The organism is Agromyces sp. NPDC058104 (assembly GCF_042884835.1).
In the GTDB taxonomy this organism is placed as follows: domain Bacteria; phylum Actinomycetota; class Actinomycetes; order Actinomycetales; family Microbacteriaceae; genus Agromyces.
This window is the reverse complement of sequence record NZ_JBHVTD010000001.1, coordinates 404,354-416,194: the sequence shown is the minus strand read 5'-3', so window position 1 is coordinate 416,194 and position 11,841 is coordinate 404,354. Positions and strand designations below refer to the sequence as shown.

Here is an 11,841-nt window from a genome sequence, read left to right as displayed (position 1 = left end):
TCCGTTAGCTCGATCCGGCTCGGGACTCGCGGGATCGGCGCACGCTGTTGATGATGAGCAGCACGATGAGGAGCACGAACGCGATCGGCAGGCCGAACAGCGGGAGGATCGTGACGACGGGCCAGATGCCCGAACCCATCTCCTGACGGGACACTCCCGAGAAGGTGCCGATCATGACGGCGAAGAAGCAGACGATCGAGAGCCCGACGATCGACGCGAACATCACCGCGAGGATGCGCTCAGCGCGATGCTCGGAGATAGGGCCGGAATCGCTCACCCGTCAAGAATAGGGCACGGAGGCCTCGCTACGGGGGACGTGACTCTAGACTGGAGGGAGAACGGCGCGTTGATTTCGGCGCGCCGTGAGACGTATAAGCGAGGTTTCCACGATGCCCACCGGCAAGGTCAAGTTCTACGACGAGGACAAGGGTTTCGGCTTCATCAGCGGCGATGACGGCCAGGAGGTCTTCCTCCATGCATCAGCCCTCCCCGCCGGCGCGACCGTGCGTGCGGGCAGCAGGCTCGAGTTCGGCGTGGCCGAGGGCAAGCGCGGCGCGCAGGCGCTCTCGGTGCGCGTGATCGACACGCCGGTGAGCCTCACCAAGATCCACCGCAAGCCGGCCGACGACATGGCGATCATCGTCGAGGACGTCGTGAAGGTGCTCGACGGCATCGGCGCAGACCTTCGCCGTGGCCGCTACCCCGAGAAGTCGAAGGCGCGCACCGTCGCCGCGGTGCTGCGGAAGGTGGCTGACGATCTGGATGCCTGAGACGCCCGACATCCAGCACCCGGCCGCCGACGAGTCGGCGGACGCCGCCGCCGCCCGAGCGGCGGGGACGGCCGAACCGTCGCACGAGCATGACGCGGCCGACGGCACGGCGGACGCGGTCGTCGAGGCGGCGGACGCGGTCGAGACGGCGCCTCCGGTCGCCGACGAGGTGCTGCTCGCCTCGGTCGACCTCGCCCGGCGAGCGCTGCTCGAGGTGACGGCGCCCGAGACGGTCGGCTCGGTCATCGGCCACACGGTCGAGGGCGAGCACGTGCTCAGCCTGCTCTTCGCCTCGGACCTCGCGGGCTACCCCGGCTGGCGGTGGAGCGTGACGATCGCGCGCGTCGACGACGCGGAGCCGACCGTGCTCGAGACCGAGCTGATGCCCGGCGAGCAGGCGCTGCTCGCGCCCGAGTGGGTGCCGTGGTCGGAGCGGCTCGCCGAGTACCGCGCGGCCCAGCAGGCGGCCGCCGAGCTCGCCGCCGCCTCGGCCGAGGGCGACGAGTTCGAGGACGAGCACGACGACTCCGACGAGGAGGACGCCGACGAGGATGACTCCGACGAGGACGACTCGGACGACGACTCCGACGACGACGGGATCTCGCACGACGACGTCTTCGACGGGATCGACATCGACGCGCTCGACGTCGACGAGACGCAGGTCGAGGGCGACTCCGACGACGAGGATGACTCGGACGACGAGGATGACTCGGACGACGAGGATGACTCCGACGACGAGGATGACTCCGACGACGACTCCGAGGACGAGGACGAGGACGACGACGAGGACGACTCCGACGACGAGGACGACTCGGACGACGACGACTCCGAGGACGAGGGCGAGGACGACGACTCGGACGACTCGGACGACGACGAGGCGACGCCGACGGCGTGACCCGGGCTCAGGCCGAGAGGCCGGATCCGTCGTCGCGCGGCTGACGGGCGCGGCGACGGATCACCTGCACCACGACGATCCCGACGACCCCGAGTGCGACCCCGACGATCGCGGCCGCGAGGAACCACCCGAGCCCCGCGGCCGCGAGCGGTGCGCGGAACAGCAGGCAGACGGCGGCGACCACGAGCCATCCGATCGTGCCGGCGACGAGGGCCTTGCGCGCGTCGGCCCGCGCGGGCGCCGGATCGGGGCGGCGCTCCTCCTCGCTGAGCCAGAGGCGCACCCGGTCAGCCGATCCGCTCGAGGACGTGGTCGATCGAGGCGATGAGCTTGCGGACGTCGTCGGGCTCGATGGCGGTGAAGGTCGCGATGCGCAGCTGGTTGCGGCCGAGCTTGCGGTACGGCTCGGTGTCGACGACGCCGTTCTCTCGCAGCACCTTCGAGATCGCCGAGGCGTCGACCGACTCGTCGAAGTCGATCGTCACGACGACCTGCGAACGGTCGGCGGCATCTGCGACGAACGGGGTCGCGACGCTCGAGGCCTCGGCCCAGTCGTACAACAGGCCGGAGGACTCGCGGGTGCGCGCATCCGCCCACGCCAGGCCACCCGAGGCGTTGATCCAGTCGATCTGGTTCTCCATCAGGAGCAGGGTCGCGAGCGCCGGCGTGTTGAGCGTCTGGTCGAGGCGCGAGTTGTCGACCGCGTTCTTCAGCGAGAGGAACTCGGGGATGTACCGGTCCGATGCGGCGACGCGCTCGACCCGCTCGATCGCGGCGGGCGACATGAGGGCGAACCACAGGCCGCCGTCGGCCGCGAAGTTCTTCTGCGGCGCGAAGTAGTAGACGTCGAACTCGCCGGCGTCGACGGCGGCGCCGCCCGCGGCGCTCGTCGCGTCGATCACGGTGAGTGCGCCGGGGTCGCCCGCGACGCGCTCGACGGGGGCCTGCACGCCGGTCGAGGTCTCGTTCTGCGGCCACGCGTAGACGTCGAAGCCGGTCGCGGGCTCGACGCGCGCGCTCGTGCCGGGCGCTGCCGTGCGCACCTCGGGCGACTCGAGCCAGGGGGCGCCGGCCGCCTTGGCGAACTTCGCGCCGAACTCGCCGAACGAGGCGAGCTGCGCACGACGCTCGATGAGGGAGACGGCGGCCGAGTCCCAGAAGGCGGTCGAGCCGCCGTTGCCGAGCACCACCTCGTAGCCGTCGGGGAGCGAGAACAGCTCGGCCAGCCCGGTGCGGACCCGGCCGACGAGATTCTTCACGGGTGCCTGGCGGTGCGAGGTGCCGAGCAGGGCCGGGCCGAGCTCCGCCAGGTGGGCGAGCTGCTCGGGGCGCACCTTCGACGGCCCGCATCCGAAGCGTCCGTCGGCGGGCAGCAGGTCAGCGGGGATCACGAGGCTCGGCATGCGACGAGTCTAGCGAGACGGTGGTGGCCGCTAGGCTTGATGACGGGCTGCGACGAAACGGGAGGATACCGCGTGACCGATCTGATCGATACGACCGAGATGTACCTGCGCACGATCCTCGACCTCGAAGAGGAGAACATCGTGCCGCTGCGCGCGCGCATCTCCGAGCGTCTCGGTCACTCCGGCCCGACCGTCTCCCAGACCGTCGCCCGCATGGAGCGCGATGGGCTCGTCGTCGTCTCGGGCGACCGCCACCTCGAACTCACGCCCGAGGGCCGCAGCAAGGCCGTGCACGTCATGCGCAAGCACCGCCTCGCCGAGCGTCTGCTCGCCGATGTCATCGGCCTCGAGTGGGAGTACGTCCACGACGAGGCCTGCCGCTGGGAGCACGTCATGAGCGAGCAGGTCGAGCGCCGCCTCATCGAGATCCTCGGCGGCCCGAAGGAGTCGCCGTACGGCAACCCCATTCCGGGTCTCGAAGAGCTCGGGCTGCCGCCCGCCGACCCCTTCATGTCCGGCGTGGTGAACGTCGTCGACGCGGTCGCCGACCGCGACGAGCCCGTGCGCGGCACCGTGCGCCGGCTCGGCGAGCCCGTGCAGTTCGACCCCGAGCTGCTCGGCCAGCTCAAGCAGGCCGGCGTGATGCCGGGCGCGCTCGCGAGCTTCAGCCGCGCGGGCGGCTACGTGCTCGTGGAGGTCGACGGGGCCGAGGGCGGCATCGAACTGCCGACCGAGGTCGCGGGCCACCTCTTCATCAGCGTCTGAGTCGAGCGCCGTCGTCGCGCGATTCCGCCGATCTCCGCCGCGCCGTGATCGAAATGTGACATTCGGGCCCTCCTCGCGTACCCTCGTACGAGTCCACCGGCACGAAGCCAGCCGGAGGGCCCGGGGTCGAGACGCTCCCAGCGCTCACCGCTCGACCCGGTACCCGTGAGGCGCCCTGCGCGCATCAGGTGAGACGACATGCAGATGGCGTGGGGCGACGGAGGTTACATCTTGGCTCGACTCTCCCGGCGCCGTCCCACCAGGACCCGCGCTCGCGGGGCCGCGACGAAGGCGATCATCGCCTCGAAGGCCCCCGGTTCCCCCACCACCCCCCAATCCCAGGATCTCGCGAAGGCCGTCGCCGCGACGCCGCTGCCGTCGACGAGGCGCCTCCGCCGAGGCGGGCTCGCCAACATCCTCGTGATGACCGCCGCGGCCGGCATCGTCGGCACGCTCGCGATCCCGGCCTACGCCATCGCTCCGGGCAGCGTCGGCCCCCAGTTCGGCGAGACCGACGCGACCCGGCTGTCGAAGGCGCAGGCGCAGACGGTCGAGGTCACCGACGACGTGATCGCGGCGCCCGTGGCCGACGACGGCTATGCGGCCGTCTCCGGCGAGGAGATCCGTGCCGCGGCCGAGGCCGCCGCAGCCGCCGAGGCGGCCCGCGTCGCCGCGGAGAACGCGATGACCTCGTACGCGGCGTCGTACGACGGCCCGTCGGTCGGCGACTTCCTCGCGAACCCGCCGTACCCGAGCTTCGACCTCGCGAGCGTCTACAGCGTCGCCACGCAGTACATCGGCACGCCCTACGTCTACGGCGGCGCGACGCCGGCCGGCTTCGACTGCTCGGGCTTCGTCATGTACGTCTACGCGCAGTTCGGCGTCAGCATGCCCCACTCCTCCGCCGGGCAGGGCGCCATGGGCACCGTCATCTCCGAGGCCGACGCGCAGCCGGGCGACCTCGTCATCATGGACGGCCACGACGGCTTCTACGCCGGCGACGGCATGATCCTGCACGCTCCCTACGAGGGGGCGTCGGTGCGCGTCCAGCCCATCTGGACGAGCGACTACTCGATCGTGCGCATCGGCATCTGAACGTGAACACCGCGTGTCCTGCACGCGACGAACGGCGCGCCGGGAGTTCCCGGGGCGCCGTTCGTGCTTTAGCCTGAAACCCTGACGATCCGAGATACCGGGCAGGTGAAGCCGATGGTGAAGGCGCACAGCATCCATTCCACGGGTGCGCGCGCGCAATTCCGCCAACGGCGCAGCAGTCAGCCGAGTACCATCCGCGCGAACGCGCCGACGGGCACTGTCTTCACGACGGTGCCCGTTTTTCGTTCTCCGGGTGCGTCCGGCGCCGCCTCCTCCCGCAGTCCGGCCCCCGCCCGGGGCGCCGTCGGGCCGTCGGATCCTGCACGCGGCTGGAAGCCATCCAGCCCCGATCGGAAGGCCCCCCATGCGCACACTCGTGCTCAACGCCGGATATGAACCGCTCGCCGTCGTCTCCTTCAAACGGGCGCTCCTGCTCGTGATGAACCAGAAGGCGACCGTCATCCTCCGCGAGGAGGGCAATCCGGTGTGCGCGGCGAGCGGCAACTGGGACAGGCCCAGCGTCATCCTCCTGACCCGGTACGTGCGAGCGCCCCGATCGCACCAGGTGCCGGTGAGCCGCCGGGGCGTGCTGCGCCGCGACGACCACCGCTGCGCGTACTGCGGGCGATCGGCTGCCACGATCGACCACGTGCTGCCGCGCTCTCGCGGCGGGCGCGACACCTGGGAGAACCTCGTCGCGTGCTGCCTCAGGTGCAACAACACGAAGAGCGACCGCACGCCGGCCGAGATGGGCTGGGAGCTGCGCTTCACGCCGAAGATGCCGAACGGCCGCAGCTGGGCCGTCCGCGGCGTCGAGCGGCCGCTGCCGCAGTGGAGCGAGTACCTCGCGACCGCCGCCTGAGTGCCGCTCCGAGCCCGTTCGGCCGGTCGTCGCCGCCGACGCGCGCCGACCGCGCCGGCGCCGGGAGCGTCGTCGTGACAAACGAGGCGGGCGTGCCCTAGGGTAGGTCGGGTGCGGACCGCCCCCCGAGATCCTGAGCATGGTCGTCGTCGACGCCCAGAGCCGGTAGCTTCGACCTCGCGCGCACCGCGACGCAACGGCCCGATGCGAGTGCTCTCGACCGTCCTCGTGGTCCCCGCGATCGTCGGCACCGTCGCCCTCCCGGCCTACGCCATCATCCCGGGCGGCAGCGAGTTCGGGGCATCCGGCGACTTCAGCCTGAGCGTCGCCGAGGCGCAGGACGTCTCGGTCGGCGCGCTCGCGAGCGGCGCGCCGATCGTCTCCGACGGGTACGCGGTGACGACCAAGGCGTCGATCGAAGAGGCGCGACTCGCGGCCGAAGAGGCCGAGCGGGCGCAGTGGGCCTCCGAGCTCGCCTCCCGCGGCGGCGGCAGCTACGCCCTGTACACCGTCCGCGCCGAGGGCGACGACTACCCCTGGTGGGACCAGCTGCCCGATGACTACGGCGGCGGGCTCTCGCCGCTCCGCTACTACTACCGCGAGTGCGTCGACTTCGTCGCCTGGCGGCTCAACCGCGACGCCGGCGTGACCAGCGCCCCGTGGAAGTGGGACTGGTCGAACCTCGCGTCGGGCAGTGCCTACGCGTGGGCCGACGAGTGGGTGAACCACGGCTGGCCCACCTCGAGCACCCCGGTCGTCGGTGCGGTGGCGTGGTTCCCGTACAACCACGTGGCCTACGTGCAGTCGATCAACAGCGACGGCTCCGTGAACATCGAAGAGTACAACCAGAACTCCGACCACTCGTACCACCAGCGCACGATCCCCGCGGGCGACGCGCTGTACCTGTACCCGCCGGCCTGATCCGTCGGCCTCGAGCGCCGGGCGTGCCCGGCGGCTCCGTCGAGCCGCCGGGCTCCGGGTGAGCCGACGGCTCCGCGACCCCTAGGGCACTCGGGCGAGGCACGCCGGCGCGGGCGTCGCGACCGTGTCGACGACCTCCAGCGGCACTCCCGTCTCGTCGAGCGCGATGATCGCGATCGAGTCGGAGGCCTGATCGGCGACGAGCGCGAAGCGCTCGTCGTGGCTCAGCTCGAGGTCGCGCGGGTGCCGCCCGCCGGTCGGCACGGTGGCGACGAGTTCGAGCGTGCGCGCCTCGACATCGAGGCGCAGGCCGCGCAGGGCGTCGGCATCGCGGTCGCCGACGAGCACGATTCCGCCGCGGGTGAGCCGGATGGCCGAGCAGCCGAGGCCGCGCGGCTCGGTGTCGGGTCCGATCGGGAACCAGGCGAGTTCGCGGCCCTCGACGAGGTCGATCAGGCTCACGGTCCGGTCGAGCTCGTTGGCCGTGACCGCGAGGTCGCCCGAGACGACGAGGTGGCGCGGGCCGGCACCCGGGTGGATCACGATGTGGGCGCCGTCGTCGGTCTGGAGCGACTCGGGCAGGCGGCCGAGGCCGATGACGCGCACGCGGTCGGCGCCGAGGTCGGGCACGAGCAGCCGATCGCGATCGTGGTCGAGCACCGCCTGGTGCGGGTGCGACCCGGCCTGTCGCTCGAGGTTCGGGCCCGAGCCCGAGAACTCGGCCTCGAGCACGACGTCGGCCGAGGCATCGGGCGCGAGCGGGTGCACGGTGAGCCGATGCCCCGAGTAGTTCGCGGCGAAGGCGATCTCGCCCGACTCGGTGAACGCCAGGTGGCACGGGTCGCCGCTCGTGACGCCGACGCGGCTGAACGGGGCGAGCCCGTCGCCCTCGAAGGTCCAGCTCGAGATCCGGCCGTCGGCGAGCTCGTGCACGACGCCGAGCACGCCGGCCGCCGAGGAGACCGCCAGGAACATGGGGTTCGGTCCGACGTCGATCGGCTCGCCGAGCCTCGCGAGGCCGTCGGCGTCGAGATCGAGCGAGCGGATGCCGCGGGCGGGCGAGCCCAGCGCGCCGAGCGTCGACGCACCGACCCAGAATCTCGTCGTGCCCGTCTCGATCATGCCGACTCCGTCCTCGCGGCCGGGCCGCGCGTCCACGCGCACCGTGCGCCGCCGATCACGCTACCCGAGAGCCGATAGACTCGTACGACCGGCCTCTGTAGCTCAATGGAAGAGCGACTCCGTCCTAAGGAGCAGGTTGGGGGTTCGAGTCCCTCCAGGGGCACCGTCGAGGTGCACGCGCCCGCGTCGTCCGAATCCGAGCGATTCGGGACGTTCGGCGCGTGTCTCCCCCGAACGGGGGGATTTCCGGTGCTACGCTCGAAGGACTTCGCAGCGACGGCGGCGACGATGTTTCGGGTACATCGCCTCCTCCTTACCGTGGCAGCGGAGAGCGACGGGGAAGGGATCCGGGGGGCAACAACCCCTTCCTCGCCTTGCGACGCGTGTGCCATCGGGCGTGCGCCATCGTCGGGTTCGCGACCTACCCGCGTGGTCCGGTGATGGCCGGGCCGGCGATTCCCCCTCGCCGGCCCGGCGGTCCCGACCGTCTCCGTGCGTTCGCACCGACGCGGCTATCCGCCGATCAGCCCGCGCAGGTCGTCGGCCGTGAGCGATTCGCTGAACAGCTCGTCGTCGTCCATGAGCGACGACACGAGCGCCGCCTTCTTGGCCTTGAGCGCCATCACCTTCTCCTCGATCGTGCCCTCCGCGACCATGCGGTAGACCATGACGGTCTTCGACTGGCCGATGCGGTGCGCCCGGTCGACCGCCTGCGCCTCGCTCGCGGGGTTCCACCACGGGTCGAGGAGGAAGACGTAGTCGGCCTCGGTGAGGTTGAGGCCGAACCCGCCCGCCTTGAGGCTGATCAGGAACACGGGGGCGTCGCCGGTGCGGAAGCGGTCGATGACCTCGCTGCGGCGCCGGGTCGCCCCGTCGAGGTAGGCGTACGGCACGCCCGCCGCGTCGAGCCGGGCGGCCGCCAGCTCGAGGAACGAGGTGAACTGGCTGAACACGAGTGCGCGGTGCCCTTCGGCGATCACCTCGTCGAGCTGGTCGAACAAGGCGTCGAGCTTGGCCGAGGGCACGTCCGCATACTGCTCCGAATCGATCAGCGCCGCGTGCAGGCTCAGCATCCGCAGGAGCGTCAGCGAGCGGAACACCGTGAAGCGGTTGCGGTCGAGGTCGTCGATGAGCCCGAGGAGCTTCTGGCGTTCGCGCTGCAGGAAGGTGTCGTAGATGCGGCGGTGCGCCGGATCGAGCGCGACCTGGAGCACCTGCTCCTGCTTCTCGGGCAGCTCGGGAGCGACGAGCTCCTTCGTGCGGCGGAGCACCAGCGGGCGGATGCGACGTCGGAGCGCCGCGAGGCGCTCGCCGTTGTGGTCGATCTCGATGGGGCGGCGGTAGCGCTCGGCGAAGGCGCGGCCCGACGGGAAGAGCCCGGGCGCGACGATGCGGAGCAGTGCCCACAGCTCCATGAGGTTGTTCTCGACGGGGGTGCCGGTCACGGCGAGCCTGAACGGCGCGCGGATGTCACGGGCGGCCTGGTTCGCCTTCGAGTTGCCGTTCTTCACGAACTGGGCCTCGTCGAGCACGAGCCCCGACCAGTCGAGTTCGGCGAAGGCCTCGGCGTCGAGCCGCAGGATCGCGTAGCTCGTGACGACGAGATCGGCCCCGGCGATCGCGTCCTCGAGGCGCCGGCGGCTCGCCGCCTGGGTGGCCGTGACCGTCGCGACGCGCAGGCCGGGGGCGAAGCGCTCGGCCTCGCGCGCCCAGTTCGACACGACCGAGGTGGGTGCCACGACGAGGAAGGGCGGCGCCGTGGCATCCGCCTGCGCTCGCGCATGGGCGACGAGCGCGAGCGTCTGCGCCGTCTTGCCGAGGCCCATGTCGTCGGCGAGGATGCCGCCGAGGCCATGCTGGTGGAGGAATGCGAGCCAGCGGAAGCCCTCCAGCTGGTAGGGCCGCAGCTCGACCGCGAAGCCCTCGGGCTGCGGGATCGGCTCTATGCCCTCTGGGGCGTTGAGGCCCGCGACGGTCTCGCGCCAGGAGACGGCGGCCTCCGACTCGTCGGCGAGGTCCTCGAACTCGGCCCAGAGGCTCGTCTGCGTGCGGTGGATCGGCAGTTCGCCGCCCTCCCACTCGTCGAGCGTGCCCGCCTCCTCGAGGAGCTCGCGGAGCGGCGCGAACACGGGCTGGTCGAGCGAGAGGTAGCTGCCGTCGATGAGGAGGAGTTTCTTCCGCCCGTGCGACAGCGCGCTGAACAGCGGGCCGAACGGCACCTTCTTTCCCTCGACGGTGACGACCACGCCGAGGTCGAACCAGTCGGTTCGCTCGCTCTCGACCGTCGTCACGGTGAGCTTCGGGGCCTCGGTGAGCTCGCGGTACTCGGGCGCCTCGCCGACGACGTCGACCCGCACCCGTTCGAGTTCCTCGAGGCGCGGCTGCACGCGGGTCGAGAACTCGGCTGCATCGATGCCGCGCAGCACGACGACGGGTCTGAGGCTCGCGGATGTCCCTGTGCCGCGCCCGCGACGGTCGAGGCCGCCGAGCGCCCGGGGCGAGCGGAGGAGCGCTCCGGAGGTCGGGTCGCCGGCGATCTGCTCGACGACGAGCTCGGCCGGGCGCCGCTCGCGGGCGGGGTCGTGGAACTCGGCGTCCGCGGCGTCGAGCGGGAGGCGGCGCCCGCCGTCCGTCTCCCACTCCCACCCGAGGCGCAGCAGGTGGCCCGGCTCGTGGGTCACCGTGGCGACGAGGGTCGCGGGCGGGAGGGCCGGCAGCTCGACCGCGGGGTCGTCGTTCGTGATGCGCACCGCGCGCGCGAGCCGCGGGTACTCCTCGCGGGCGAAGTCGCCGATCTCGGCTGCGGGCACGACGATGGGCTCGGTGCGCCGCACGACGGCTCGCGCCGCCGGGGTCAGCGGGGCCGCGAGCGGTGCGAGACCGATGCGGCCTGCGGCGAAGTCGAAGGCGTAGACCCCGTGGTCGCCGATGAGGCGCGCGCTCGTGCTCGCGTGCCGCTCTCCGTCGATCGCGACGGTCGGCACGAGTTCGAGGCCCGCCGGGGCCGGGGGAGCGGCGGCCTCGGGCCCGGAGGCGGGGTCGGCGACGGCGTCGACCTCGGTCGCACGCGCCTCGAGGCTGATCTCCGCGGCGTCGCCGATCACGATCTCGGTCTGCGCGGTCGACCCGACGAGGGCGATGCCGAGCGAGGCGGCCTGTTCGAGGAGCGCCCAGAGCGTGGCGCTCTCGTACTCGTCGAGCGAGATCCATGCCGAGCCGTACTCGGCGAACGCCGAGTGGCGTGCGCCCTTCAGCATCGAGAACTCGCCGAACCAGCGCGCCTGACGGGGGTCGAAGCCGCCGGCGCCGCCCTGGAATCCGACGTTCTGCCAGGTCAGGTTGGCCTTGATCCAGCCGCCCCGGGCGCCGCGCGTCACCGGGCGGACCGCGAGGCGGTCGACCGAGGCCTCGGTCGTCGCCGGCTCGTCGCGCGCCGTCTGCCGCGGGCCGCCCCCGCGTCGCGCGATGCGCTCGCGCAGTTCGAACTGCAGGGCCAGCGGCTGACGCGGCGGCGCCTCCCCGGCGTCGCGCCCGATCGTCCCGGTCAGCGCCTCGAGCTCCGCGCGCCAGCCGCGACCGGCGGCGTCCTCGATCTCGTCGGCCGGCGCGGCGGCCTGCTGCCGGTGCCGCTCCGCCGACGCGAGCAGGACCGCTGCGACGTGCTTGCAGTTGCGCCCCACCGGGCAGCTGCAGGTGCCCGACAGGATCGTGGTGCGGCCGGGGATGCCCAGGTCGAGCCGGACGTTCACCCGGTACGACTCGGCCGAGCTGCCCCGGACGACGGCGCCGAGCCGGAAGCCCGCCGGCTCCCAGACGAGCTCCTCGACGGCGCCGGAGCGTTCGACGGTGCGTCCGCGGCTGAGACTCAGCGGGCCCACGAGGCGGGCGATGGCGAGTTCCTCGACGGGCGGGAATGAGTCGGAGGGCATCCCTCTATCGTCGCATCCGCAGGAGCCCCCGCGCGCCTCGTCGTCGCCGCGGGCCGGGCGCCTCCGAGCCGTGTGCGCG

11 protein-coding genes and 1 tRNA gene are annotated in these 11,841 nt (G+C 72.0%); 7 read left to right on the top strand and 5 right to left on the bottom strand.

From position 1 onward, the window contains the following. Window positions 1-4: 4 nt before the first annotated feature. Window positions 5-277 (bottom strand): multidrug ABC transporter ATPase, encoded by a 273-nt coding sequence (locus ACFVTH_RS01995; protein WP_386939960.1) that lies wholly within the window; start codon window positions 275-277, stop codon window positions 5-7. A 112-nt stretch (window positions 278-389) separates the two neighbouring features. On the opposite strand from ACFVTH_RS01995, the gene ACFVTH_RS01990 reads away from it, so the two are divergent. Together ACFVTH_RS01990 and ACFVTH_RS01985 are read left to right on the top strand one after the other, a co-directional pair. Then, window positions 390-770 carry a cold-shock protein gene (locus tag ACFVTH_RS01990; RefSeq protein WP_386939962.1) on the top strand — a complete coding sequence of 127 codons (381 nt, stop codon included), beginning with the start codon at window positions 390-392 and terminating at the stop codon, window positions 768-770. Continuing rightward, window positions 763-1,665, top strand: a complete 903-nt coding sequence (locus ACFVTH_RS01985; protein ID WP_387086254.1) for a DUF3027 domain-containing protein — start codon at window positions 763-765, stop codon at window positions 1,663-1,665. Before ACFVTH_RS01990 ends, ACFVTH_RS01985 begins: the two co-directional genes overlap by 8 nt. 7 nt (window positions 1,666-1,672) lie before the next feature. Here the strand turns inward: ACFVTH_RS01985 and ACFVTH_RS01980 are convergent, their stop codons facing one another. Both ACFVTH_RS01980 and serC read right to left on the bottom strand, forming a co-directional pair. Further along, window positions 1,673-1,948, bottom strand: coding sequence for a DUF2530 domain-containing protein (locus tag ACFVTH_RS01980; RefSeq protein WP_387086251.1), 276 nt, complete (start codon window positions 1,946-1,948; stop codon window positions 1,673-1,675). A 4-nt stretch (window positions 1,949-1,952) separates the two neighbouring features. Then, window positions 1,953-3,068 (bottom strand): phosphoserine transaminase, encoded by a 1,116-nt coding sequence (serC, locus tag ACFVTH_RS01975; protein WP_387086248.1) that lies wholly within the window; start codon window positions 3,066-3,068, stop codon window positions 1,953-1,955. Between the two features lie 72 nt (window positions 3,069-3,140). Between serC and ACFVTH_RS01970 the strand changes: the two genes are divergently transcribed. From ACFVTH_RS01970 to ACFVTH_RS01955, 4 genes are all read left to right on the top strand, one after another. Next, a complete protein-coding gene (locus ACFVTH_RS01970) occupies window positions 3,141-3,833 on the top strand; it encodes an iron dependent repressor, metal binding and dimerization domain protein (protein WP_387086245.1) in 693 nt (230 codons plus the stop codon). 231 nt (window positions 3,834-4,064) lie between these two features. Then, window positions 4,065-4,928 carry a C40 family peptidase gene (locus tag ACFVTH_RS01965; protein WP_387086242.1) on the top strand — a complete coding sequence of 288 codons (864 nt, stop codon included), beginning with the start codon at window positions 4,065-4,067 and terminating at the stop codon, window positions 4,926-4,928. A gap of 364 nt (window positions 4,929-5,292) precedes the next feature. Continuing rightward, window positions 5,293-5,790: an HNH endonuclease gene (locus ACFVTH_RS01960; protein ID WP_387086239.1), complete on the top strand. Its 498-nt coding sequence runs from the start codon at window positions 5,293-5,295 to the stop codon at window positions 5,788-5,790. 204 nt (window positions 5,791-5,994) lie between these two features. Further along, entirely contained in the window at window positions 5,995-6,711 is a 717-nt protein-coding gene (locus ACFVTH_RS01955) for a CHAP domain-containing protein (RefSeq protein WP_386939976.1), read from the top strand. Window positions 6,712-6,792: 81 nt separating this feature from the next. Here the strand turns inward: ACFVTH_RS01955 and ACFVTH_RS01950 are convergent, their stop codons facing one another. Beyond that, complete coding sequence (locus ACFVTH_RS01950) at window positions 6,793-7,833, bottom strand: lactonase family protein (protein WP_387086236.1); 1,041 nt, start codon at window positions 7,831-7,833, stop codon at window positions 6,793-6,795. Window positions 7,834-7,924: 91 nt separating this feature from the next. On the opposite strand from ACFVTH_RS01950, the gene ACFVTH_RS01945 reads away from it, so the two are divergent. Further along, a tRNA-Arg gene (locus ACFVTH_RS01945) sits at window positions 7,925-7,996 on the top strand. Window positions 7,997-8,345: 349 nt separating this feature from the next. On the opposite strand, the gene ACFVTH_RS01940 is transcribed toward ACFVTH_RS01945, so the two are convergent. Then, window positions 8,346-11,762, bottom strand: a complete 3,417-nt coding sequence (locus ACFVTH_RS01940; RefSeq protein WP_387086233.1) for an SNF2-related protein — start codon at window positions 11,760-11,762, stop codon at window positions 8,346-8,348. Window positions 11,763-11,841 lie beyond the last annotated feature (79 nt).

Bases quoted from the DNA above. Each gene is read 5' to 3' on its own strand.
- serC (WP_387086248.1), bottom strand. From the start codon at position 3,068: ATGCCGAGCCTCGTGATCCCCGCTGACCTGCTGCCCGCCGACGGACGC.
- ACFVTH_RS01960 (WP_387086239.1), top strand. From the start codon at position 5,293: ATGCGCACACTCGTGCTCAACGCCGGATATGAACCGCTCGCCGTCGTC.
- ACFVTH_RS01940 (WP_387086233.1), bottom strand. From the start codon at position 11,762: ATGCCCTCCGACTCATTCCCGCCCGTCGAGGAACTCGCCATCGCCCGC.
- ACFVTH_RS01990 (WP_386939962.1), top strand. From the start codon at position 390: ATGCCCACCGGCAAGGTCAAGTTCTACGACGAGGACAAGGGTTTCGGC.
- ACFVTH_RS01955 (WP_386939976.1), top strand. From the start codon at position 5,995: ATGCGAGTGCTCTCGACCGTCCTCGTGGTCCCCGCGATCGTCGGCACC.
- ACFVTH_RS01950 (WP_387086236.1), bottom strand. From the start codon at position 7,833: ATGATCGAGACGGGCACGACGAGATTCTGGGTCGGTGCGTCGACGCTC.
- ACFVTH_RS01985 (WP_387086254.1), top strand. From the start codon at position 763: ATGCCTGAGACGCCCGACATCCAGCACCCGGCCGCCGACGAGTCGGCG.